General features: G+C 62.8%; 26 protein-coding genes. 17 read left to right on the top strand and 9 right to left on the bottom strand.

The window, feature by feature from the left end:
• Positions 1–17 precede the first annotated feature (17 nt).
• The 6 genes from kdpA to HDG33_RS01535 all read right to left on the bottom strand — a co-directional run bounded on the left by kdpA (position 18) and on the right by HDG33_RS01535 (position 4,502).
• Entirely contained in the window at positions 18–1,823 is a 1,806-nt protein-coding gene (gene kdpA / locus HDG33_RS01560) for a potassium-transporting ATPase subunit KdpA (protein ID WP_184021720.1), read from the bottom strand.
• The gene (gene kdpF, locus HDG33_RS01555) at positions 1,820–1,912 is read right to left on the bottom strand and encodes a K(+)-transporting ATPase subunit F (protein WP_013088901.1); all 93 of its coding nucleotides are present in this window, start codon (positions 1,910–1,912) and stop codon (positions 1,820–1,822) included. Before kdpF ends, kdpA begins: the two co-directional genes overlap by 4 nt.
• On the bottom strand, positions 1,912–2,022 hold the full coding sequence (locus tag HDG33_RS01550; RefSeq protein WP_018419977.1) for a hypothetical protein: 111 nt from the start codon (positions 2,020–2,022) through the stop codon (positions 1,912–1,914). Before HDG33_RS01550 ends, kdpF begins: the two co-directional genes overlap by 1 nt.
• 181 nt (positions 2,023–2,203) lie before the next feature.
• Positions 2,204–3,178 (bottom strand): quinone oxidoreductase, encoded by a 975-nt coding sequence (locus HDG33_RS01545; protein ID WP_184021717.1) that lies wholly within the window; start codon positions 3,176–3,178, stop codon positions 2,204–2,206.
• A gap of 53 nt (positions 3,179–3,231) precedes the next feature.
• Positions 3,232–3,621, bottom strand: a complete 390-nt coding sequence (locus HDG33_RS01540; RefSeq protein ID WP_013088898.1) for a methylglyoxal synthase — start codon at positions 3,619–3,621, stop codon at positions 3,232–3,234.
• 101 nt (positions 3,622–3,722) lie between these two features.
• Positions 3,723–4,502: an SDR family oxidoreductase gene (locus tag HDG33_RS01535; protein ID WP_090803723.1), complete on the bottom strand. Its 780-nt coding sequence runs from the start codon at positions 4,500–4,502 to the stop codon at positions 3,723–3,725.
• A 216-nt stretch (positions 4,503–4,718) separates the two neighbouring features.
• Between HDG33_RS01535 and upp the strand changes: the two genes are divergently transcribed.
• From upp to HDG33_RS01460, 15 genes are all read left to right on the top strand, one after another.
• Positions 4,719–5,369 (top strand): uracil phosphoribosyltransferase, encoded by a 651-nt coding sequence (upp, locus tag HDG33_RS01530; protein ID WP_026225693.1) that lies wholly within the window; start codon positions 4,719–4,721, stop codon positions 5,367–5,369.
• A gap of 596 nt (positions 5,370–5,965) precedes the next feature.
• Positions 5,966–6,694 carry a YebC/PmpR family DNA-binding transcriptional regulator gene (locus HDG33_RS01525; RefSeq protein ID WP_018419973.1) on the top strand — a complete coding sequence of 243 codons (729 nt, stop codon included), beginning with the start codon at positions 5,966–5,968 and terminating at the stop codon, positions 6,692–6,694.
• Positions 6,695–6,798: 104 nt separating this feature from the next.
• Complete coding sequence (gene purD / locus HDG33_RS01520) at positions 6,799–8,082, top strand: phosphoribosylamine--glycine ligase (RefSeq protein WP_184021714.1); 1,284 nt, start codon at positions 6,799–6,801, stop codon at positions 8,080–8,082.
• Positions 8,083–8,365: 283 nt separating this feature from the next.
• Entirely contained in the window at positions 8,366–9,289 is a 924-nt protein-coding gene (hemF, locus tag HDG33_RS01515; protein WP_184021711.1) for an oxygen-dependent coproporphyrinogen oxidase, read from the top strand.
• Between the two features lie 43 nt (positions 9,290–9,332).
• Positions 9,333–10,055, top strand: coding sequence for a nicotinate-nucleotide adenylyltransferase (locus tag HDG33_RS01510; RefSeq protein WP_221311273.1), 723 nt, complete (start codon positions 9,333–9,335; stop codon positions 10,053–10,055).
• 4 nt (positions 10,056–10,059) lie between these two features.
• Positions 10,060–10,509 carry a ribosome silencing factor gene (gene rsfS, locus HDG33_RS01505; protein ID WP_018419969.1) on the top strand — a complete coding sequence of 150 codons (450 nt, stop codon included), beginning with the start codon at positions 10,060–10,062 and terminating at the stop codon, positions 10,507–10,509.
• Positions 10,510–10,545: 36 nt separating this feature from the next.
• Positions 10,546–11,016, top strand: a complete 471-nt coding sequence (rlmH, locus tag HDG33_RS01500; RefSeq protein ID WP_008919684.1) for a 23S rRNA (pseudouridine(1915)-N(3))-methyltransferase RlmH — start codon at positions 10,546–10,548, stop codon at positions 11,014–11,016.
• Positions 11,017–11,270: 254 nt separating this feature from the next.
• Complete coding sequence (locus HDG33_RS01495) at positions 11,271–11,900, top strand: nucleoside triphosphate pyrophosphatase (protein WP_184021708.1); 630 nt, start codon at positions 11,271–11,273, stop codon at positions 11,898–11,900.
• Positions 11,901–11,909: 9 nt separating this feature from the next.
• A complete protein-coding gene (rng, locus tag HDG33_RS01490) occupies positions 11,910–13,379 on the top strand; it encodes a ribonuclease G (RefSeq protein ID WP_090803712.1) in 1,470 nt (489 codons plus the stop codon).
• Positions 13,380–13,557: 178 nt separating this feature from the next.
• On the top strand, positions 13,558–14,580 hold the full coding sequence (locus tag HDG33_RS01485) for a PIN domain-containing protein (protein ID WP_184021705.1): 1,023 nt from the start codon (positions 13,558–13,560) through the stop codon (positions 14,578–14,580).
• 503 nt (positions 14,581–15,083) lie between these two features.
• Complete coding sequence (locus HDG33_RS01480; RefSeq protein ID WP_184021690.1) at positions 15,084–15,341, top strand: hypothetical protein; 258 nt, start codon at positions 15,084–15,086, stop codon at positions 15,339–15,341.
• A gap of 343 nt (positions 15,342–15,684) precedes the next feature.
• Positions 15,685–16,758 carry an SMODS domain-containing nucleotidyltransferase gene (locus HDG33_RS01475; RefSeq protein WP_184021687.1) on the top strand — a complete coding sequence of 358 codons (1,074 nt, stop codon included), beginning with the start codon at positions 15,685–15,687 and terminating at the stop codon, positions 16,756–16,758.
• A complete protein-coding gene (locus HDG33_RS01470; RefSeq protein WP_184021685.1) occupies positions 16,758–17,264 on the top strand; it encodes a hypothetical protein in 507 nt (168 codons plus the stop codon). Before HDG33_RS01475 ends, HDG33_RS01470 begins: the two co-directional genes overlap by 1 nt.
• Before the next feature lie 543 nt (positions 17,265–17,807).
• Entirely contained in the window at positions 17,808–18,074 is a 267-nt protein-coding gene (locus tag HDG33_RS01465; protein WP_184021682.1) for a hypothetical protein, read from the top strand.
• Positions 18,075–19,024: 950 nt separating this feature from the next.
• A complete protein-coding gene (locus tag HDG33_RS01460) occupies positions 19,025–19,285 on the top strand; it encodes a hypothetical protein (RefSeq protein WP_184022851.1) in 261 nt (86 codons plus the stop codon).
• On the opposite strand, the gene HDG33_RS01455 is transcribed toward HDG33_RS01460, so the two are convergent.
• Together HDG33_RS01455 and HDG33_RS01450 are read right to left on the bottom strand one after the other, a co-directional pair.
• Positions 19,183–19,485, bottom strand: coding sequence for a hypothetical protein (locus tag HDG33_RS01455; protein WP_409258947.1), 303 nt, complete (start codon positions 19,483–19,485; stop codon positions 19,183–19,185). The two genes, HDG33_RS01460 and HDG33_RS01455, sit on opposite strands and share 103 nt — an antisense overlap.
• Before the next feature lie 167 nt (positions 19,486–19,652).
• Positions 19,653–20,153 (bottom strand): GAF domain-containing protein, encoded by a 501-nt coding sequence (locus HDG33_RS01450; protein ID WP_184021680.1) that lies wholly within the window; start codon positions 20,151–20,153, stop codon positions 19,653–19,655.
• 293 nt (positions 20,154–20,446) lie between these two features.
• Here HDG33_RS01450 and HDG33_RS01445 point away from each other — a divergent pair, with 293 nt between their 5' ends.
• Together HDG33_RS01445 and HDG33_RS01440 are read left to right on the top strand one after the other, a co-directional pair.
• Positions 20,447–20,929 carry a lysozyme gene (locus HDG33_RS01445; RefSeq protein WP_260330280.1) on the top strand — a complete coding sequence of 161 codons (483 nt, stop codon included), beginning with the start codon at positions 20,447–20,449 and terminating at the stop codon, positions 20,927–20,929.
• Positions 20,926–21,366, top strand: coding sequence for a hypothetical protein (locus tag HDG33_RS01440; RefSeq protein WP_090803691.1), 441 nt, complete (start codon positions 20,926–20,928; stop codon positions 21,364–21,366). The genes HDG33_RS01445 and HDG33_RS01440 overlap by 4 nt, the downstream gene beginning before the upstream one ends.
• Before the next feature lie 37 nt (positions 21,367–21,403).
• On the opposite strand, the gene HDG33_RS01435 is transcribed toward HDG33_RS01440, so the two are convergent.
• On the bottom strand, positions 21,404–21,829 hold the full coding sequence (locus HDG33_RS01435) for a molybdopterin-binding protein (RefSeq protein WP_184021673.1): 426 nt from the start codon (positions 21,827–21,829) through the stop codon (positions 21,404–21,406).
• Positions 21,830–21,982: the final 153 nt, after the last annotated feature.

Below are 21,982 nucleotides of genomic sequence, written 5' to 3'. Positions count from 1 at the left end.
TGGGTCACTGCCGTGGCTCACTGCACGCCGATCATCATCAGATGCTCCACGCCGGGACCGAGCGCGAGCGCCGGGACGTAGGTCAGCGCGCCGACCAGCAGCACCGTGCCGAGCAGCAGCACGACGAACAGCGGTCCGTGCGTCGGCAGCGTGCCGCCGGTGACGGCGATGCGCTTCTTCGCGGCGAGCGAACCGGCGATCGCGAGCACCGGCACGATCGTGCCGAAGCGCCCGAACCACATCGCGATCGCGGTGAGCCAGTTGTAGAACGGCGTATTCACCGTGAGACCCGCGAACGCGCTACCGTTGTTGTTCGCCGCCGAGCTGAACGCATAGAGGATCTCGGAGAAGCCGTGTGCACCGGGGTTTGCGATGCCGGCCTTGCCCGCCGCGCTGAGCACCGCGATCGAGGTGCCCACCAGCACGAGCAGCGGCGTGAGCAGCACGACGATCGACACCATCTTCATCTCGTAGGCTTCGATCTTCTTGCCGACATATTCAGGAGTACGCCCGATCATCAGTCCCGCGACGAACACCGCGAGCAGCGCGAACACGAGCATCCCGTACATGCCGGAACCGACACCGCCGAAGATCACTTCGCCGAGCTGGATCAGCAGCATCGGATACAGGCCGCCGAGCGGCGTCAACGAATCGTGCATGTTGTCGACCGCGCCGCACGAAGCCGCCGTCGTCGCGACCGTGAAGATGCCCGACTGCGCGATGCCGAAGCGCGTTTCCTTGCCCTCCGCATTGCCGCCCGCCTGCAGCGCGTTCGCCGACTGGTCGACGTTGAGCGCCGTGAACGCGGGATTGCCGCCCTGCTCGGCGCTGATCTCGCCGAACACGCAAACGCCGAACGCGATCGTCATCGCCGCGAGCACCGCGACGCCCTGCCGCCGGTCGCCGATCACGCGGCCGAACACGAGCGCGAGCGCCGCCGGGATGATCAGGATCGAGATGATCTGCACGAAGTTCGAGAACGGCGTCGGGTTTTCGTACGGATGCGCGGAGTTGCCGTTGAAGAAGCCGCCGCCGTTGGTGCCGAGCATCTTGATCGCTTCCTGCGACGCGACCGGGCCCATCGCGATGGTCTGCGTCTTCACGGGCGTGTCGAGCATCACCGGATCGCCCTTCGCGTCCTTCACCGGATTGCCTTGCGCGTCGAGCTTCGGCGCGGCGTAGGTGGTGGTCTGCAGCGTCGGCACCTCCTGATATGCCTTGAAGTTCTGGATCACGCCCTGACTCATCAGCAGTGCGGCGATGATCGCCGCCATCGGCAGCAGGACGTACATCGTCACGCGCGTGATGTCGACCCAGAAGTTGCCGATCGTCTGCGCGCTATGACGCGCGAAGCCGCGCATCAACGCGAACACGACGACGATGCCGGTCGCCGCCGACAGGAAGTTCTGCACGGTCAGGCCGAGCATCTGCGTCAGATAGCCGACGGTCTGCTCGGGCGTGTAGTCCTGCCAGTTGGTGTTGGTCACGAAGCTGACCGCGGTGTTGAACGCGCTGTCGACCGACATCGCGCCGAACTGCTGCGGATTGCCTGGCAGCCACCCTTGCACGCGCAGCAGCACGTACAGGAACGCCGCGCCGAGCACGTTGAACGCGAGCGTGGCGACCGCGTAGTGCCTCCAGCCCATTTCCGCCGCTGGATCGACGCCCGCGATACGGTAAAGCAGCCGTTCGAGCGGCGCGCCGAAGCGCACCACGCGCGAACTGCCGTCCATCACGGCGCCGAGATAGCTCGCCACCGGCACCGCGGCGGCCAGTAGCACGACGATAAAAAGACTCGCCTGCAGGACATCGTTCGTGTTCATTCGATGTCCTCCGCGCGCAGCAGCGCATACACGAGATAAACGAACAGCAGCGCGGTCGACGCGCCGGCCAGCCACAGCATCCAGGTCATCAGCGCGCTCCTTGTCCGCGGCGCAACTGCATCAGCTTCTCGCAGCCGCCAATCAGCCCAAAGGTCAGCAAGGCAAACAGCGCCAGGCCCCCGACATACAGCACATCCATTCTCGTTCTCCATTCACGGACTTCGGATGGATAGAACGGTATGCCGATCGGCCTAAAGGGCTGGTCAAAGATCGCGGGGTACGCGTAAAAATCGCGTAAACGGACAAGGCCGTTTCATCTCGCGATGAAACGGCCCTGATGGATGACGTGCAGCGCAGCCCGAGGCCGCGCTGACACTTCTTTACGGCAGCAGGATCGTCGACCCCGTCGTGCGGCGCCCTTCGAGGTCCGCATGTGCCTGCCCGACGTCCGGCAGCGCATAGCGCTGATTGATGCTGGTCTTGACCTTGCCCGAGCTCAGCACGTCGAACAGTTCGGCCGACATCGCCTCGTAGTCGCTGCGTTTCGCCATATAGGTGAAGAGCGTCGGTCGTGTAAAGAACAGCGAGCCGCGTCCCGCGAATTCCGACGAGTCGATCGGCGGCAGCGGACCCGACGCGTTGCCGAAGCTCACGAACAGGCCGAGCGGCGCGAGACAGTCGAGCGATTTTTCGAAGGTGTCCTTGCCGATCGAATCGTAGACGACCGGCACGCCCGCGCCGTTGGTGATCTCGCGTACGCGCTTCGTGAAGTTCTCGCGCGTATAGACGATCGCGTGATCGCAGCCGTGCGCTTTCGCGATCTCGGCTTTCTCGTCGGAACCGACCGTGCCGATCACCGTCGCGCCGAGCGCCTTCGCCCACTGGCACACGAGCAGGCCGACGCCGCCCGCTGCGGCCTGAATGAGGATCGTGTCACCGGCCTTCACGCGATACGTGCGGCGCAGCAGATATTGCGCAGTCAAGCCTTGCAGCATCGCCGACGCGGCCTGCTCGTCGCTGATCGCATCGGGCAGCTTGACGACCAGCGCGGCCTGCAGCACGCGCTCCTGCGCATACGCGCCGGGCGGCCGCGCGACATACGCGACGCGATCGCCGACCTTCAGACCGGTCACGCCCGAGCCCACCGCGCTGACCTCGCCGGCCGCTTCCATGCCGAGCCCGCCCGGCAGCGGCAGCGGATACAGACCGGTGCGGAAATACACGTCGATGTAATTGAGGCCGACCGCCGTCTGGCGAATGCGGATCTCGCCCGCGCCGGGCTCGCCCACCGCGACGTCGACCCATTTCATGACTTCGGGGCCGCCGGTTTTGTCGAAACGGATTGCCTTGACCATCACGTCTCCTTCATCTGTCATCTGTATGGATGTGGGTGCGGCGACGCGCGCGCTCACGCCTCGCCGGACAGGCGCAGCGTCAGCACGTCGAGCACCATGCGGGCGGTCGAAATGTTCGTCGCGCACGGAATGTTGTGCACGTCGCACGCGCGCACTAGCGCGTTGATGTCCGGCTCGTGCGGCTGCGGCGTCATCGGGTCGCGCAGGAAAATCACCATGTCGACGCGCCCTTCGGCGAGCTGCGCGCCGATCTGCAGGTCGCCGCCGTGCGGGCCCGACAGCATGCGCTCGACCGTCAGGCCGTGCGCGTCGCTGATGCGTCCGCCGGTCGTGCCGGTTGCGACGATCTCGCAGCGCGCGAGCGTGTCGACGTATTCGCCGGCCAGTTTGACGATGTCGTCCTTCTTGTGATCGTGCGCGATCAGCGCAATGCGGGTGCTCATGACGTAAGACTCCTCAAACCCTTGTGACTATCGTTGTTGTGATGTGACGGGTGTCGTTCGCGCGCGGCGGCTCAGTACGTGCCTGCTCAGTACGTACCAGCTCAGTACGTACCAGGATAGGCGCCGCCGTCGATCAACCAGTTCTGCCCGGTGATGTAACCCGCGTGCGTGCTGCACAGGAACGCGCAGGCCCGGCCGAATTCTTCGCGATTACCGAAGCGGCCGGCGGGGATCGTCTTCATGCGCTGCTTGCGCGCTTCGTCGATCGAAATGTTGTGCGTCTTCGCCTGCGCCTCGAACGTGACCGCGATACGGTCGGTGTCGAACAGGCCCGGCAGCAGGTTGTTGATCGTCACGCCGGTCGGCGCGACCTTGCGCGCGAGCCCCGCGACGAAACCGGTCAGGCCGGAGCGCGCGCCGTTCGACAGACCGAGCACGTCGATCGGCGCCTTCACCGCCGAGCTCGTGATGTTGACGATGCGCCCGAAGCCGCGCGCGCTCATCGTGTCGATGGTCTGACGGATCAGCTCGATCGGCGTCAGCATGTTGGCTTCGAGCGCGCGGATCCAGTCCTCGTGCGTGAAGTTGCGGAAATCGCCCGGCGGCGGACCGCCCGCGTTGTTGACGAGAATGTCCGGCTGCGGGCAGGCCGCGAGCGCGGCCGCGCGCCCTTCAGGCGTGGTGATGTCGCATGCGACGGTCTTCACCTCGACGCCGCTCTGCTTGCGGATCGCCTCGGCGGTCGCTTCGAGCGTTTCGGCGGTGCGCGCGACGATCGTCAGGTCGACGCCCTCGGCGGCGAGCGCTTCCGCGCAGCCGCGTCCCAGACCTTTGCTCGCCGCGCAAACCAGCGCGCGGCGTCCTGCGATTCCCATGTCCATGTGTATGCCCTCCTGGCGAAGTTTCCCCAGATTCTAGAAGAATCGGTGCCGGACTGTGCCGCGTCGCTGCAATCTCAAGTATCGCCGGGCGGTACTCTTTCGGTAAACTTGCGCGGTGGCGCGCTTTTCCGCCGTTCGTCCGACCTTCGAGCGCGGACTGAGCCAACGGATGAGCGCGCCGACCCGATCCACCTTGCCGCCGCGCGCGAGCCCGCCATGACCCAGGACAGCCGTTTCCCCAATCTCTTCATCCTCGATCACCCGCTGATCCAGCACAAGCTGTCGCACATGCGTGACCGGGACACGTCGACGCGCACGTTCCGCGAACTGCTGCGCGAAATCACGCTGCTGATGGGCTACGAAATCACCCGCAACCTGCCAATGACCACGCGCCGCATCACCACGCCGCTCGTCGAGATCGACGCGCCGGTGATCGCCGGCAAGAAGCTCGCGATCGTGCCGGTGCTGCGCGCGGGCGTCGGCATGTCGGACGGCCTGCTCGAGCTGGTGCCGTCGGCGCGCGTCGGCCATATCGGCGTGTATCGCGCGGAGGATCATCGGCCGGTCGAATACCTGGTGCGGCTGCCGGACCTCGAAGACCGCGTGTTCATCCTCTGCGATCCGATGGTCGCGACCGGCTACTCGGCCGTGCACGCGGTCGATGTGCTCAAGCGCCGCAACGTGGCGGCCGAGAACATCATGTTCCTCGCGCTCGTCGCCGCGCCCGAGGGCGTGCAGGTGTTCCAGGACGCGCACCCGGACGTCAAGCTGTTCATCGCGTCTCTCGATTCGCATCTGAACGAGCATGCGTACATCGTGCCGGGCCTGGGCGACGCGGGCGACCGGTTGTTCGGTACGAAGAACTGACGCGCCGGGGGCCAGCGCGGGTGGCCTGGCGATGCCGGCGCCCCGGAACCGGCCCCGCTTTCGCCCGCATCCGGCCCTCCCGGCGACACATCCGCACCGCCTCTATTCATTTTCGCGTCGATTTGATTGCATTTGCGGCCGGTTTCGCGGCGCGGCCCCCTCTGCCGCACCCTCGCGGCATGATAAAATTCGCATCCGCTCGACGGAGCGGCTCGACCCGCACGATCACTCGCACCACCGCCTGCAATTTCGACTGGCGCCCCGCGCTTTCGCATCAGGTCATGCGGCGCCTGGCCGCGCAAGCTGCCCCGCTCCACCGCGCTGCCGCCCTGCGGCTGCGCCTGGCCGGCCGATCATGCACGAACCGGCACGAACGCCCACCGGCGGGCAAGCGCGGAACGACGCGCGGGAACGGCCAGGCTGAGATCGGCGGCACAGGTGGCCGCCTCGACGGGCCAACACGAGCAACAAGCACGAGCGGCCGGCAGCCTTTCACCTGACGGATTGACATCGAGGCGCAACACGCGAGGCGCCCGACATCGCAACGACAATTGCACTATGCGTGCGCCCCGCTGGCGCGCGCGACGGAGAAAAGTATGGCGGGTCATTCGAAATGGGCCAACATCAAGCATAAGAAAGCAGCGGCCGATGCCAAGCGCGGCAAGGTCTGGACGCGGCTCATCAAGGAAATCCAGGTTGCGGCCCGTCTGGGGGGCGGCGAAATCGACTCGAACCCGCGTCTGCGGCTCGCGGTCGACAAGGCGTACGACGCCAACATGCCGAAAGACAACATCAACCGCGCAATCCAGCGCGGTGTCGGCGGCGCGGACGGCGCGAACTACGAGGAAATCCGCTACGAAGGCTATGGCATCGGCGGCGCGGCGGTGATCGTCGACACGATGACCGACAACCGCACCCGCACGGTCGCGGAAGTGCGTCACGCGTTCTCGAAGAACGGCGGCAACATGGGCACCGACGGCTCGGTGTCGTTCATGTTCGATCACGTCGGCCAGTTCCTGTTCGCTCCCGGCACCGCCGAAGACGCGCTGATGGAAGCCGCGCTCGAAGCGGGCGCCGACGACGTCGTGACGAACGAGGACGGCAGTATCGAGGTGCTGTGCCCGCCGAACGATTTTTCGAAAGTGAAGGCTGCACTCGAAACGGCGGGCTTCAAGGCCGAACTGGCCGAAGTCACGATGAAGCCGCAGACCGAAGTCGAATTCACCGGCGACGATGCCGTGAAAATGCAGAAGCTGCTCGACGCGCTGGAAAATCTGGACGACGTGCAGGAAGTCTATACAAACGCGTCGATCGCCGGCGAGTGATGGCGCGCCGGGCTCTGGCATCGTTTGCCCTTGCTGTTGATGGTTTATTGCACGGCTGAGCACACCGCTCGGCCGTTTATGGTTTTCAAGTCTCGGGGATTCACATGAAGTTACTCGTCGTCGGTTCCGGCGGTCGCGAACATGCGCTGGCATGGAAGCTCGCGCAATCGCCGCGGGTCCAGCTCGTCTACGTCGCGCCGGGCAACGGCGGCACCGCTCAGGATGAGCGTCTGCTCAACATCGACATCACCGAGCCGGCCGCGCTCGCTGATTTCGTTGAAAAAGAACAGATCGCGTTCACGCTGGTCGGGCCGGAAGCGCCGCTCGCGGCAGGCATCGTCAACCTGTTCCGCTCGCGCGGCCTGAAGATCTTCGGGCCGACCAAGGAGGCCGCCCAGCTCGAAAGCTCGAAAGATTTCGCCAAAGCGTTCATGAAGCGCCACGGCATCCCGACGGCCGAGTACGAAACCTTCGCCGACGTCGCCGCCGCGCACGCGTATCTGGACGCCAAGGGCGCGCCGATCGTGATCAAGGCCGACGGCCTCGCCGCCGGCAAGGGCGTGGTGGTCGCGCAAACGCTGGAAGAAGCGCACGCCGCAGTCGACATGATGCTGTCGGACAACAAGCTCGGTGACGCCGGCGCGCGCGTCGTGATCGAGGAGTTCCTCGCCGGCGAGGAAGCGAGCTTCATCGTGATGGTGGACGGCAAGCACGTGCTCGCGCTCGCGTCGAGCCAGGATCACAAGCGTCTGCTCGACGGCGACCAGGGCCCGAATACGGGCGGCATGGGCGCCTACTCGCCCGCGCCGATCGTCACGCCGCAGCTGCATGCGCGCGTGATGCGCGAAATCATCCTGCCGACCGTGCGCGGCATGGAGAAGGAAGGTATCCGCTACACCGGCTTCCTGTACGCGGGCCTGATGATCGACGCGCAAGGCAACCCGAAGACGCTCGAATTCAACTGCCGGATGGGCGACCCCGAAACGCAGCCGATCATGGCGCGTCTGAAAGGCGACTATTCGAAGGTGGTGGAACACGCGATCGCCGGCACGCTCGACACCGTCGAGCTCGAATGGGACCGCCGCACCGCGCTCGGTGTCGTGCTCGCCGCGCACAACTACCCGGACACGCCGAGGAAGGGCGACCGCATCAACGGCATTCCCGCCGAAACCGCGGATTCGGTCACGTTCCACGCCGGCACCACGCTGACGGACGGCAAGCTGACCACCTCGGGCGGGCGCGTGCTGTGCGTCGTCGGTCTCGCGGATTCGGTGCGCACCGCGCAGGCGGCCGCGTACCACACGATCAACCAGATCGCGTTCGACGGCATGCAGTACCGCCGCGACATCGGCTATCGCGCGCTCAACCGCAAGCACGACGGCAAGTAAGCTTCGCTAGCGCTGGACGCCGTGCGGGCGGCGCACTGCCGGCGCCGCAGTGCGGGCACGTTACACGACGCGCGCTACACTGAATCTTTCCCGCTCGTCGCGGCAGACGGGCCCGGAGCCCGCGAATCGACTGAAGCGGCAAGCCGCCTCTGATGTTCGCCTCCGGCAACCAGGCAATCCGAACCAGCGGTCCAAGTTCGCAGACACCCGGCGCCAACGCGGCCATCGCTTTCTTTCGAAGAACCCGCGGCACGACGAGCGTGCCGCCCCAGCACCTGCATTCATGAGCAATTCGAGCTACGACGCACAAGCCGTGCGCAGCTGGCTGCAAGGCCTGCAATCGCATATCGCGGACACGCTCGGCGCCTTCGACGGCTCCGCGTTCGCTACCGACGCGTGGCAGCGCGCGCCCGGCGAGAAGCTGCGCGGCGGCGGCGTCACGCGGATTCTCGAAGGCGGCCAGTTCTTCGAGCGCGCCGGCATCGGCTTCTCGGACGTCGCGGGCGACGCGCTGCCGGGCTCGGCAAGCGCCGCGCGGCCGCAACTGGCCGGGCGCGGCTTCGAGGCGATGGGCGTGTCGCTCGTGCTGCATCCGCACAATCCGCACTGCCCGAGCGTGCACATGAACGTGCGCCTGCTGATCGCGACGAGGGAAGGCGAAGAACCGGTGTTCTGGTTCGGCGGCGGCATGGACCTGACGCCCTACTACGGCTACGAAGAGGACGCCCGGCAGTTCCATCAGGTGTGTCGCGACGCGCTCGCGCCGTACGGCGCGGACCTGTACCCGCGCTTCAAGCGCTGGTGCGACGAGTACTTCTTCCTGAAGCACCGCAACGAGCCGCGCGGCATTGGCGGGATTTTCTTCGACGATTTCTCGGCGCCGGGCTTCGAGCAATCGTTCGCGATGCTCAAAAGCGTCGGCGAAGGCTTTCTCAAGGCGTACCTGCCGATCATCGAGCGGCGCCGCGACACGCCGTACGGCGAAGCCGAGCGCGCGTTCCAGGCCTACCGGCGCGGCCGCTACGTCGAGTTCAATCTGGTCTTCGACCGTGGCACACTGTTTGGGCTGCAGAGCGGCGGACGCACCGAATCGATCCTGATGTCGATGCCGCCCGTGGCGAACTGGCGCTACGACTGGCACCCCGAGCCGGGCACGCCGGAAGCGCGTTTGTACAGCGATTTCCTCGTGCCGCGCGAGTGGGTATGACGCGCCACCTGTCTCGCTTACGGTCACGACAAAGGACCCTCACCTGAAGCCGAACGCTCACCCTGTCGCCCTGCCTCGCCGGATCGGTCTGCTGGGCGGCACTTTCGACCCGATCCACGACGGCCACCTCGCGCTTGCGCGGCGGTTCGCCGACGTGCTGCGGCTGACCGAACTGGTGCTGCTGCCGGCCGGCCAGCCGTGGCAGAAAGCCGACGTGTCGCCCGCCGAACATCGGCTCGCGATGACGCGCGCGGCGGCCGCGTCGCTCGCGATCCCCGGCGTGACGGTACGCGTCGCGACCGAAGAAATCGAGCACGTTGGCGCGACCTACACGGTCGAGACGCTGCAATGCTGGCGCGAGCGCGAAGGCGACGACGCATCGATCACGCTGCTGATCGGCGCGGATCAACTGGTGCATCTCGACACATGGCGCGACTGGCAGCGCCTGTTCGAGCTCGCGCATATCGGCGCGGCCACGCGGCCCGGCTTCGACCTCGCGTCGGTCGCCCCCGCGGTCGCCAGGGAAATCGCCGCGCGCCGTGCGCGTGCCGACGTGCTGCAGGCCACACCCTGCGGCCATCTGCTGATCGACACGACGCTCGCGTTCAACGTATCGGCCACCGACATTCGCGCGCATCTGCGCGAGCAGGTCAACCAGCGGCTCGCCCACGCGGGTGCGGGCGGCACAAGCCAGGATCGGGCCGCGAGTCACGTCCCCGCCGCGGTGTGGGACTATATTCTTCAACATCATCTGTACCACCGGTAACTCCATGGATATTCGCAAACTGCAACGCGTAATCGTCGACGCTCTCGAAGACGTCAAGGCGCAAGACATCAAAGTGTTCAACACCAGCCACCTGACCTCGCTGTTCGATCGCGTGATCGTCGCGAGCGGCACGTCGAACCGGCAAACCAAGGCGCTCGCGTCGAGCGTGCGCGAAGGCGTGAAGGAAGCCGGCGGCGAGATCATCAGCACCGAAGGCGAAGATATCGGCGAATGGGTGCTGGTCGATTGCGGCGACGCGATCGTGCACATCCTGCAGCCGGCGCTGCGCCAGTACTACAACCTCGAGGAAATCTGGGGCGACAAGCCGGTGCGCATCAAGCTGTCGACGCCGAATCCGTTCGGCGGCGCGCGCGCAAGCGAGCCCGACGACGAGGAAGACGAGGAAGCGCCGGCCGCGAAGCCCGCGCGCAAGACCACGGCGCGCCGCAAGTAAGCGGGCCGTGTCGGGCACACCGCTACTGTCCTCGCGATGAAACTGCATATCCTCGCCGTCGGCCACAAGATGCCGGACTGGATCGCGACCGGCTTCGACGAATACGCGAAACGCATGCCGCCGGAGTTGCGCATCGAACTGCGCGAGATCAAACCGGAGCAGCGCTCGTCGGGCCGTTCGGCCGAAAGCGTGATGGCCGCCGAACGGCAGAAGATCGAAGCCGCGTTGCCGAAGAACGCACGCATCGTCGCGCTCGACGAACGCGGCAAGGACTGGACCACGATGCAGCTCGCGGGCGCGTTGCCGGGCTGGCAGCAAGACGGCCGCGACGTGGCCTTTCTGATCGGCGGCGCGGACGGGCTCGATCCCGAGCTGAAGGCACGCGCCGATATGATGCTGCGCGTGTCGAGCCTCACGCTGCCGCACGCGATGGTGCGCGTGCTGCTGGCCGAACAGCTTTATCGGGCGTGGACCATCACGCAAAATCATCCGTATCATCGCGCGTAGGTGCTGGAGCCTCGCGCGGCGACGCCTGGCAACGATTCGGTGCTGCTGACGCGTCGCGGGTGCTCGGCTCCATACGCTTGAGCGTATTGTCGCCGCTTCGTGCGATGATGCGCCCGACGCGCCGGGCATCGATGCCGCTAGTGGATGCAGCGCATCGATCGGATCACCGGGTCAACCTCGCCCGCGCACTCTTCCACGCCCGCCCGCGTTCACCACCCCGCGCCATCCGTTTCCCGCTCCATCGAGACCCGTTCATGCCCACGCCTTCCGCTTCGCTGCATCCGTTCGTCTACCTCGCCTCGCAAAGTCCGCGCCGCCAGGAGCTGCTGCAACAGCTCGGCGTGCGTTTCGAATTGCTGCTGCCGCGCCCCGATGAAGACGCCGAAGCGCTCGAAGCCGAACGGCCCGGCGAACACGCGCGCGACTACGTGCAGCGCGTGTGCATCGCGAAGGCGCAGGCGGCCCGCGCGCGGCTCCTCGACGGCGGTCACGAGGTGCGGCCGATACTCGTCGCCGACACCACCGTCACGATCGACGACGCGATTCTCGGCAAGCCCATCGATGCCGACGATGCGGTCGCCATGCTCACACGTCTCGCGGGCCGCACGCACGAAGTGCTGACCGCGCTCGCCGTGATCGATGCCAACGGCGCGCTGCTGCCCGCGGCGTTGTCGGTCTCGAAGGTGCGTTTTGCTGCAGCGCACGCAGACGCGTTGCGTCGCTACGCGGCGAGCGGTGAGCCGCTCGGCAAAGCGGGGGCGTATGGCGTGCAGGGACGCGCGGCGGAGTTTATCGAGCATATAGACGGGTCCTATTCGGGTATTATGGGTTTGCCGCTTTTTGAAACCGCTGCCCTCCTGCGTGCAGCGCGCATCGACTTCTAGAACAACACCATGAATGAAGAAATCCTGATCAATGTCACGCCGCAGGAAACGCGCGTCGCGCTCGTTCAACAGGGCGCCGTCCAGGAACTTCATGTCGAACGAACGCTGTCGCGCGGCCGCGTCGGCAATGTCTATCTCGGCAAGGTCGTGCGCGTGCTGCCCGGCATGCAATCGGCGTTCATCGACATCGGCCTCGAACGCGCCGCGTTTCTTCATGTCGCCGACATCTGGCATCCGCGCATCGCCGGCGAAGCGCAACATCAAACACCGCATCAGCCGATCGAAAAGATCGTCTTCGAAGGTCAGACGCTGATGGTGCAGGTCGTCAAGGACCCGATCGGCACCAAGGGCGCGCGGCTGTCCACGCAAGTGAGCATCGCCGGGCGCACGCTCGTGTATCTGCCGCAGGAGCCGCACATCGGCATCTCGCAGAAAATCGAAAGCGAAGCCGAGCGCGAGGCCGTGCGTGCCCGTCTGACCGCCGTGCTGCCCGCCGACGAGAAAGGCGGCTACATCGTGCGCACGATCGCCGAGGATGCGACGAGCGAAGAGCTCGCGGCCGACGTCGCGTATCTGCGCAAGACGTGGGCGACGATTCTGTCGCAGGCCCAGCGCATGCCGCCCACCAGCCTGCTCTACCAGGATCTGAATCTCGCGCAGCGCGTGCTGCGCGATTTCGTCAACGATGACACATCGCGCATCCAGGTCGATTCGCGCGAGACGCATCAGATGCTCGCCGATTTCGCGGCCGAGTTCACACCGGCGGTATCGTCGAAGCTGCACCACTACACCGGCGAGCGGCCGCTGTTCGATCTGTACAACATCGAGGCCGAGATTCAGCGCGCGCTATCGCGTCGCGTGGATCTGAAGTCGGGCGGCTACCTCGTGATCGACCAGACCGAGGCGATGACGACGATCGATGTGAACACCGGCGGCTACGTCGGCGCGCGCAACTTCGACGACACGATCTTCAAGACCAACCTCGAAGCCGCACATACCATCGCGCGGCAACTGCGGCTAAGGAATCTTGGCGGCGTGATCATCATCGATTTCATCGATATGGAAAACGTCGAGCATCGCGACCAGGTGCTGGGCGAATTGAAGAAGGCGTTGTCGCGCGATCGCACGCGGGTGACCGTCAATGGTTTCTCGCAACTCGGGCTCGTCGAGATGACGCGCAAGCGTACGCGTGAGTCGCTCGCGCATGTGCTGTGCGAGCCTTGCCCGATTTGCCAGGGCAAGGGGCAGGTGAAGACTGCGCGCACGGTGTGCTATGACGTGTTGCGGGAGATTTTGCGCGAGTCGCGGCAGTTCAATCCCCGCGAGTTTCGCGTGGTCGCTTCGCAGCAGGTGATCGATCTGTTTCTCGAGGAAGAGTCGCAGCATCTGGCAATGCTGATCGATTTCATCGGCAAGCCGGTGTCGTTGCAGGTGGAGTCGAATTTGAGTCAGGAGCAGTACGACATTGTGTTGATGTAGCGACGTGAGCGGCCAACTGGCGTGGCTTTCGTCAAGAATGTGACGCCTGAAACTTTTCTAGCTACTAACCTAGCTACTAAATTGCGACGCAGTGGGATGCTCGCGGAAGAAAAGTCAGCCAGTTCCCCTCCGTTTCGCGAACAAGCACAGCCGACGACATTGAATACGCACAAGTCAAATGTCTATTCCCGCCGCAATATTCCTCGACACCAACGTCTTCGCCGGCCAGCAATACAACTTCTCATCAACCGCGATCAGCACGTTTATTCCGGTAGTCCAGCAGGCAAAGCTCAAGCTGCTCCTCCCTGATCCGACCGAACGGGAGGTTAAGCGTCAAATCGATACTCGCTCCAAAGAGGCGTTGGACGCGCTGAACGACGCGCGGCGGAAGGCACCCTTCCTGTCAAAGTGGGAGCACTTCCCGAAAGACGTCGGGAACCACTTTGAGACTTGGAACGTGAGGCGCATCGCACTGAATGAGTGGCAAGAGTTCCTGCGAAAATTCGACGTGGTGCGGCTCGGCTACGAAGGACTCGATGTGCGGACTGTCATGAACTGGTATGACGCCTCCACGCCGCCCTTCGGAATCGGGAAAAAAAGAAAGGAGTTCCCCGACGCGTTCGCGGTCGCGATTCTTGACGCCTACGCACGGAAAACAGGCGTGCATATCGCCGTAGTGTCGGATGACGGCGATTTCAAGCAAGCATGCGAGCGCTTCACCTCGTTGATGTACTTCCCATCCTTGCCGCGCTTAACTGAGCTACTACTTGCGGACCCCGCGAAGGTGGCCGCACTGCGAACTGCAATCGAAGAAGACCTGGACGATATTGCGGCGGGAGCATGGGCTGCGGCCGAAGACCTGAGGTTCTATCACTATGACGACAAATACGAGGTCGAGAGAAGCCGTATCAAAGATGTGTCGATCGACGACGTAAGCGTCGTAGCCATTGGCGACCAGTCGTGCACGCTAACGTTTGAAGTCGGAATTAGTTCCGAGCATACTCTTCGGTGGAGAGATTGGGACGACGAGGACCGGTCGAGCTATAGCACGTACGAGGACTGGATTTCCGACGACGCGGTAGTGTCTGGGACAGCGAAGGTGCGGTTGGACGAGAAAACCCGGAAGGTCAAGGAGGTCACCCTTCTTGAAATCGATGAAGTCGAGATCGAGTTGACCGAGTCCCCGCGCGGCCGTTGGTAGGAAAACACCAAGCGGTTGCAGTTAGGCGCCGCTTGACTCTTTTTTTGTAAATCATTCGACAACTTCGCGCTAGCGCGCTCTCCTGCCACTTCTCCGCCCGCTGCCCATGGACGCTCACCGGACAACGGTTTGACGCCGCTCCCCAAACTTGTCGCACTTGTCGCTTGCTTGTCCGCTCCGACAAGTCGTGAGCCGACGATCCAGCATCGAAACTCGTCCCCCGGCGACAGATGCAGATCGAATACCGCGAGCACCCCGAGTATCCCGGCCTTCGCACTTTCCGCTGCGAGCCACTGCTAGCCGACCTGTCGCCAGCAGCCTGCGCGCGGAATCAACAGACGGGAAAGTTCTTGTCGTGCCGCGCCTGCCCACTCGGGGAGCGCCACTCTCAGGCGTGCGGTCGCCAAGCGTCAGCGATCGATGAACGTGGACAAGCCTGCCAGCAAGTGCATCCCGCGCGCCCCTGCGTGCGCTGCGGCATCGCCTCCTTGAGACTTGTGCGAATGGAATTGTGTATCGGCTGCTACAACCGGCAGCTCGAACTCAGACGCGGCCGCAACGCGAAAGGCGGCCCTCCGCGCCTTGCAGCTGCGCGGCTCCGCCCTGCGAGATGCCTCATCGACCAGAACGGCACAGCCGAGATTGTTGATCTGGACTTCTGCACCGGTCGCAGCGAAGCCGCCACCATCGTGAAGCGCCGTTGGCCGGACGCGCGACTTGCTGACTACGAACTGCTCAGTAGCCACACTCGGCACGGCTGAGCGCTGGAGTTTGCGCCAAATATCGCCGAACCAGGTCGCCCAAATGCGAACATCGTCCGCCACCAGTGGGATCGCTCAAAGGGCGGATACCAACGTCACGCCTGTACTTGCACACAGGCATCGCCCAACGAAAACTCCAACTTCTGGCAGTTCAAAGCTTCGACCGTTCGCCCTTTGAGCGACCAAAAATGTCACACGCCGCATTTTCATGGTACCCCCCGCAAAAAACCGATTTGCCCGCCATACGTTCTAGCTATCGAACCGGAAGGCCTGTAGACTTTTTTGCAACTGCACGATAGTGTATTGAACCGGACCAGCGTACATTGCGCTCTGTGGAGATATCGTGAGCCAACTTCCACCTAACGACCCATTTTCTCTGGCGGACGCCCTTGGGTTGCCTCAAAGGCAGGAAGGACTCGGCCTTTCGACAATTGCGACACTGCTCGGCTCTTCGTCTGCGTCGCTAGGAATAGGTTTAACGGGGCTCGCCGCGGCAGCCGCGCCAGCGGACGAAGGACCGAAGTGGATTCACGTCACGGAGCGCTTCAAAACCTTTCTCGACAATCTGGAGTTGACCGCGTCGCAGGACGCGGACGGCTGGACAAAGGTTCACGGCGTTGTGTCGTGTTTGAACTCGGCGTACTACGGGAACAATTCGGCGCTCGATCACGCGTTTCTAATCGGCTCATGGGCGAAGCGCACGCGGGTTCGTCCCCCGCGTGACGTCGATCTGTACTTCGTCCTACCGATCGAGGTCTATTACCGGTTCGAAGCGTACGCCGCCGGCGCGAACAAGCAATCGGCGCTCTTGCAAGAGGTGAGGTCGAAACTGGTCGCTTCGAATCCGTCGAGCGCTATAAAGGGAGACGGGCCAGTGGTGCTCGCGGGCTTCACGAGCTACAACGTCGAAATCGTTCCCGCGTTCCTGTACAACGAAGAAGAGCGCTCCTACTATGTCTGCGACACGAACAACGGTGGCTCGTACAAGAAGACGATGCCGGTGCACGAAATCGATGCGATCGACTCTGCCGATGCGCGCAATTCGAACAATGTTCGCCGGCTGATTCGCATGCTCAAGGCGTGGCAGTCGTGTTGTTCGGTGCCGATAAAGTCGTTCTACCTCGAACTGCTAGCCATCGAGTTTCTGGATCAGTGCGACTGGCGCCACAGCGACTACTTCTACTATGACTGGATCAGTCGCGACTTTTTCAAGTGGATGATCACCAAGGCAAACACGTACCTGTGGGCGCCCGGGACGTACAATCTTCTGTGGCTCGGCGACGACTGGAAGTCTCGAGCCGAATCGGCCTACGCACGGGCAGCAAAGGCGTGCGACTACGAGCGAGCCAACGACATGGCGAATGCCGGCGACGAGTGGCAGAAAATCTATGGCACCGATATTCCGAAGTGGGTCTGATGGATCAGCGCGCACAGCAAATCGTTAACGAATCCAAGCGGCAGGAGGAATCCTGCCTTTACACATCGACGGCGCTGTTCAGTTGGCAAAAGGAGGTCCGCGTCTTTCGCGTGGCCTTCATCGTCGTCCCTATCGTTTGCAGTTCGTTTGCCAGCGCACGCATTTTCGTGCGTGATCCGTATTTCGACTGGCCCATCGCCATCGCAGCGTTGATTGCAGGTCTGTTCCCGGCAATTTTCAAGGCGCTCGACCTCGACGTGAGCCTAAAGTCCATCGCGGACAGCGCAAACCGATTCAAGACCCTGCAGGACGGATTCCGTCAGGCATCGTTGATCGGCGCAACGCGAACGACGGAAGAGCTCGAGGAAGAGTTCAAGGCGCTCATGCAGCGGATGGACGACGCGCGTTCAGCGAACCCCACCATCCCTGAGCGCCACTTCGCCAAGGCTCAGAAGAAGGTCAAGAAGGGCGACTACAAGTTCGACAGCGTCGAGGCATCGTCATGATTTGAACGCCATGTCGTTCACAAGGGCAATGCTGAGATTGTCGATCTAGAGTTCGGCTTAGGTTGCAACGAATCCGCCGCCACTGTGATGCGCCGTCGGCCGAACGCTCGATTGGCCGACTTCAAGGGGCTTCAGTAGTCGCAATTGGCGACACCTAAGTGCTCCAATTTTTGGCCACTGTCCTCGAACAGGGTCGCAAAATAGCGAACAGTGTCCGTCATCAGTGCGGCCGTTCAACGCGAAGACCGACTTCCTGAAATTTTCCGCCACGGCCATTCATCTTTCTGGCGACCGACGCGCGGAATCCCCCAAAAGACGAAAAGCATCCCCGAACAGACGAATAGCTGCGCAGCCGTCACAGCCGCACTAGGCGGCAGGGCTTCGCTCTGGACGCGCGTCATCGGCCTTTCTGCCATTTCATCGTGGGCTCCCGCGAACCCGAATTCGTCTTTTGGGGGACGCTATTCGTCTTTTGGGGGATAGACAGATCGGAGCCGTAGCGTGAGACCGTGTCAGTGTCATTGGCTATTTTGCTGCCCCACCATGAACAGCACAGACCATGAAGTGTCACGCCTCGGAGAAGCGGTAGCTCTCAAGACCCTGAGATTGCTGGATGCCCGTCTGGACGAACAGCTTGCAGCGGCCGAAAGGCGCCGCGCGCGCCGTGGCAGGATAGAACGACTGGTCTCGTCTATACCGGCCAGCGTCAAAACGTTCGTCACTTCGGTCGCCGTCTCCGTCCCGCTATTCGTCGCCGCCGGCAAGAGCGGCGACTTACTCGGGAGACTGCTTCAGGCGGCGCTGCACTAGCCATCGTGCGGCCGCGCGGTCAAATGGGGGGCAGGCGTGCGGAGTATGCCTGCATAAGATACAGTTTGAGCCAGCATTTTGACCAAAGACGACGGGACGACAGGCTGCTTCCGCGCCGCTTCTTAGCCGCTAATCCGATTCAGCCGCTGGCTTTCTAAGTTCAATGGCGATAGCGCGTTGAAGCAGTCGAGCGCAGTACTCTTGCGAGAAGGATCTGAGGCAACTTGCCCAGTACCCTGTCCTCTGATCGACTGCCAATTGCGCTGCCGTCTTCGCTGTCTGCTCGTCTAACAGCGATCCGTTGACCTTAGAACAGGCGTCTATGTCATTTACTCCGATGATGCTGCACTGCCTCGCTGCCGTCACCAAAAAAGCGGCGGTAATCGACGCGTCGGAGCCAGTTGCCGCTTCAGCCTGCTGTAACTTTTCTTGCGGTGTAGAGTCCTTATCGCAACTTGTCGAGACGAGCGCTACGCTGAGCATGCAAAGCAAGCTCGCGAACGATCTGGACTTGGCCTTTTCGCGTCGAGTCATAGTAGTAGACACGGGTTTTCTCACGCAAGGATGCAGCACTACGCTCTGACTTTGCGCCATATTATCCCCCCGTTGTGACCAACCTACGGTCTGCCCGTAGCCTGATTTTTGTCACGTCAGCGGGTAAATAACCAGGGCTTTCCGAGGGGCCCGAATGGATCATCCGTCGCTGACTTGAACTGCGCCGCAAATAGCCCTGGAAAGTACATACGAAGCCGCCGGCGATAGTCAACGATGTCTGGAAATGATGGACCAACCGCTCGACAGGCCGCAACTGGACACTGCTGAAACGGTTGACGGGTTGCTGCGCAATGCTCGCAGGCTGCATTACGCGCCGAGCAAGCGCGCTCAAAGGGCATGCAGACGCTCGCCGCGCGCAGATAGCCGACACCGAAGAGCTGCGCGAGCTGGCCGATATGCTTCAGGACCGGGGCGACGCGGCCGCGCGCTACTTCGTGCAGCCGTGGAATTCGCCCGATCGGATGGGCCGGTGGGTCAAGGCGGCATACAAGCTCGACTGCACGCAGGACGACGCGGTGTTCGTGTTCCTCCTTAACGTGCTGTGTCAGGTGTATCAGATGGTCGATCGCGACGGCGCAATGCCGGGCAAGCCGCACGAGGGCATCGACCTGACCCACGCGGCGATTCTCAACGTCGCGCCGCCATCCGCCGGATAATCCGCAACCGACACCACCGGTGCAAGCGTCGAACCGCTCAGCACGCGCGGCTCGTCGGCCGCGAGTTTCTGCAGTTGCCCGATCGCCGCATCCACGTCCTTGCGCTGCGCGAGTTCCACCTCGACCTCGATGCGCTGTGTGCCGCCACAGTTGTCGTTGATCACCGGATTGCTCCAGATCTGGCTGTTCGGCACGAACACGATGTTGCCGTCGCCGCATCGAAATCGGACCCGCACTACGAAGTGACAAGCGAGAAAAAGCGCCAAACACGCGGTGCATCGCGGTGATGCGCTAGAGCGTCTCAAAGATTGAGGTACACGGTCTGCACCTCAGTGCTACGCGCCGCGCTCGGCGCGATTCGGCGACGCTACACGCCGCGCGGCAGCGCTGCCTCGATGAACACCGCGCACAACGCTTCCATGCCCTTCGCGTCCTCCTCGTCGAAGCGCGCGACGACCGGGCTATCGACATCCCACACGCCGATCAGCGTGCCGTCGGGCGCGACGAGCGGCACGACGATTTCCGATTGCGACGCCGAATCGCATGCGATATGGCCGGGAAACTCGTGCACGTCGCGCACAACCTGGGTCTGACGGGTTTGCGCGGCCGTACCGCAGACGCCCTTGCCCAGCGCAATGCGCACGCACGCGGGCTTGCCCTGGAACGGGCCGACCACCAGTTCGCTGCCGTCGTGAAAGTAAAAGCCGGCCCAGTTCAGATCGCTCAACGAATGAAAGACGAACGACGAGAAATTCGCGGCGTTGGCGATCCAGTCCGTTTCGTCGGCCAGCAGCGCGCGCGCCTGCGCGACCAGTTCTTCATATTGCGCGGCTTTGGGCAGATGCGAGGTGGAGGAAACTTCGAACATGACGGCGTCCGTGATCAGAGCGGGATGGAAAGCGGTAAGGGGTGAAGTGTAAAGCAAGCGCAATCCCCGCGCGCGGGTGTCGAACGCTGTGACACGCGCCGCGCGTCTACGCTCGACGTCCCCCTCGGTTCTCGACTATCCCTTCTTCGTTTCTATCTTAATATAATCAATATTCATTTCGCATTAGTTTAAATCGAACGGGTCTCTATCGACTCTATTTTTGCTATATTACCCACTCCATTCGATTTGTTTTTTAAGATATATCGATGCCAAACGCAAATTCAGATAAATCCATGAGTGAAGCAGGCTATACCGCTCTTCGTCTAAATGAAGGTGTCGTTATGCACTACTACAACGATGCGCCAAAGAATGGTAATTGCACCTGGGGCATCGGCACATTAGCCCACTTCGGTCCGTGTACAGCGGAAGAACTGGCGCGAACGGTTGTTCCCGAACAGGCAAACGCTGTCCTGCAAAATCGGATTCGTGACGCTGAGGCAGCAGTTAAAGCTGTGGTCACGCAGCACGAATTGACTCAGGCACAGTTCGATGCTGCCGTGTCTTTTGCTTATAACTCGTCACGCCAGAACACACGTGACGCGTTAGGTCCCGCAAATACCGGAGACATGACGGCGGTAGCAGAAAAAATGATGCTTAATGTGATGATTACCCCGCGTGATCGCAATGGCCGAAAGATGGGTCCCGCGAAGATAAGCCGGGGACTAATGAGCCGCCGTCAACGAGAATCCGCGCCCTTCCGGCAGTCAGCACAATGACAGGCCACAAGCTTTTTTCGTATGTGGCTCTCACGCTGACCGCCTCGGCAAGCGTGTGCGCGGCACAAACACCACCACACGCTACGATTAATGATTTCATCGGCAATTGGGTCGTGACCGATGTAGTTGACTATGCCGATATTTCTGGTGGCATCCCCGAAGCAAAACGGATTCTCGGCATGACGATGACAATTACGCCTCAATCCATGAGCTTCGACAGTGAAACGTGCAAGCCCAACACAGGTTTTACCGTCAAGCGAATTGACACGCTTTCGGCGTTGAAGAAACAGTTCGACCTTCGCGTGAATGAAACCGGGTTGCCCGCTACAACCGTTGTCGTAGATAGCGACAATTGTTTTGCGATCTTCCGGATGGACGCTCACAGGATTGTTTTTGGATGGGACGGGATCATCGTTCGCGCCATCCGCGATCAGTGAGAGCTCGTTGAGTACCCGTCCCAGAGGCCCGGGCCTTTTACTGATCGACCCCAATAATCACGCTCGACGCCTTGAATACCGCCGTGGCCGCCTTGCCGCTCGCGAGGCCGAGGCGCTCGACGCTGTCGTTGGTGATGATCGCCGCGATCTGCGCGCTGCCGGCACTGATCGTCACTTCCGAATTGACGGCGCCCGTCGTCACCGCCGCGACGGTCCCTTCGATGCAGTTGCGCGCCGACACCTGCTGCCTCGCGACATCGACCATTACGATCACCGACGATGCCTTCACGAGCGCAAACGCCTGCTTGCCGGTCGCCAGCCCGAGCGACTTCGCGCTGCCGTGCGTGATGATCGCGACGACCTCGAGACCGTCCGGCGTGCGCAGCGTGACTTCGTCGTTGACGGCACCGTGCTTGAGGTCGGTGACTTCGCCGCTGAACTGATTGCGTGCGCTGGTTTTCATGGCGGACTCCCTGGCGATTGTCGCGCGTGGCGACGCGCGGGTGGACGGATAAAGCGAGTGTAGTCGAAGCCGCGCGCGCCCCCGCCCAACATCCGATGCGCCGTGCGCATCGCCGACACCGTATCATCTTGGCCGTGCACCTCATACGCCGAA

The sequence above is a fragment of the Paraburkholderia sp. Cpub6 genome, from assembly GCF_014201065.1.
GTDB lineage: Bacteria > Pseudomonadota > Gammaproteobacteria > Burkholderiales > Burkholderiaceae > Paraburkholderia > Paraburkholderia tuberum.
This window is presented reverse-complemented; position numbering and strand designations above follow the sequence as displayed.

Bases quoted from the DNA above. Each gene is read 5' to 3' on its own strand.
- HDG33_RS01495 (WP_184021708.1), top strand. From the start codon at position 11,271: ATGCCCACGCCTTCCGCTTCGCTGCATCCGTTCGTCTACCTCGCCTCG.
- HDG33_RS01450 (WP_184021680.1), bottom strand. From the start codon at position 20,153: ATGTTCGAAGTTTCCTCCACCTCGCATCTGCCCAAAGCCGCGCAATAT.
- rlmH (WP_008919684.1), top strand. From the start codon at position 10,546: ATGAAACTGCATATCCTCGCCGTCGGCCACAAGATGCCGGACTGGATC.
- HDG33_RS01540 (WP_013088898.1), bottom strand. From the start codon at position 3,621: ATGAGCACCCGCATTGCGCTGATCGCGCACGATCACAAGAAGGACGAC.
- HDG33_RS01435 (WP_184021673.1), bottom strand. From the start codon at position 21,829: ATGAAAACCAGCGCACGCAATCAGTTCAGCGGCGAAGTCACCGACCTC.
- HDG33_RS01445 (WP_260330280.1), top strand. From the start codon at position 20,447: ATGAGTGAAGCAGGCTATACCGCTCTTCGTCTAAATGAAGGTGTCGTT.
- kdpF (WP_013088901.1), bottom strand. From the start codon at position 1,912: ATGACCTGGATGCTGTGGCTGGCCGGCGCGTCGACCGCGCTGCTGTTC.
- HDG33_RS01550 (WP_018419977.1), bottom strand. From the start codon at position 2,022: ATGGATGTGCTGTATGTCGGGGGCCTGGCGCTGTTTGCCTTGCTGACC.
- upp (WP_026225693.1), top strand. From the start codon at position 4,719: ATGACCCAGGACAGCCGTTTCCCCAATCTCTTCATCCTCGATCACCCG.
- HDG33_RS01485 (WP_184021705.1), top strand. From the start codon at position 13,558: ATGTCTATTCCCGCCGCAATATTCCTCGACACCAACGTCTTCGCCGGC.
- HDG33_RS01440 (WP_090803691.1), top strand. From the start codon at position 20,926: ATGACAGGCCACAAGCTTTTTTCGTATGTGGCTCTCACGCTGACCGCC.
- HDG33_RS01470 (WP_184021685.1), top strand. From the start codon at position 16,758: ATGGATCAGCGCGCACAGCAAATCGTTAACGAATCCAAGCGGCAGGAG.
- HDG33_RS01535 (WP_090803723.1), bottom strand. From the start codon at position 4,502: ATGGACATGGGAATCGCAGGACGCCGCGCGCTGGTTTGCGCGGCGAGC.
- HDG33_RS01465 (WP_184021682.1), top strand. From the start codon at position 17,808: ATGAACAGCACAGACCATGAAGTGTCACGCCTCGGAGAAGCGGTAGCT.
- HDG33_RS01460 (WP_184022851.1), top strand. From the start codon at position 19,025: ATGCTTCAGGACCGGGGCGACGCGGCCGCGCGCTACTTCGTGCAGCCG.
- purD (WP_184021714.1), top strand. From the start codon at position 6,799: ATGAAGTTACTCGTCGTCGGTTCCGGCGGTCGCGAACATGCGCTGGCA.
- kdpA (WP_184021720.1), bottom strand. From the start codon at position 1,823: ATGAACACGAACGATGTCCTGCAGGCGAGTCTTTTTATCGTCGTGCTA.
- HDG33_RS01525 (WP_018419973.1), top strand. From the start codon at position 5,966: ATGGCGGGTCATTCGAAATGGGCCAACATCAAGCATAAGAAAGCAGCG.
- HDG33_RS01480 (WP_184021690.1), top strand. From the start codon at position 15,084: ATGGAATTGTGTATCGGCTGCTACAACCGGCAGCTCGAACTCAGACGC.
- rng (WP_090803712.1), top strand. From the start codon at position 11,910: ATGAATGAAGAAATCCTGATCAATGTCACGCCGCAGGAAACGCGCGTC.
- rsfS (WP_018419969.1), top strand. From the start codon at position 10,060: ATGGATATTCGCAAACTGCAACGCGTAATCGTCGACGCTCTCGAAGAC.
- hemF (WP_184021711.1), top strand. From the start codon at position 8,366: ATGAGCAATTCGAGCTACGACGCACAAGCCGTGCGCAGCTGGCTGCAA.
- HDG33_RS01545 (WP_184021717.1), bottom strand. From the start codon at position 3,178: ATGGTCAAGGCAATCCGTTTCGACAAAACCGGCGGCCCCGAAGTCATG.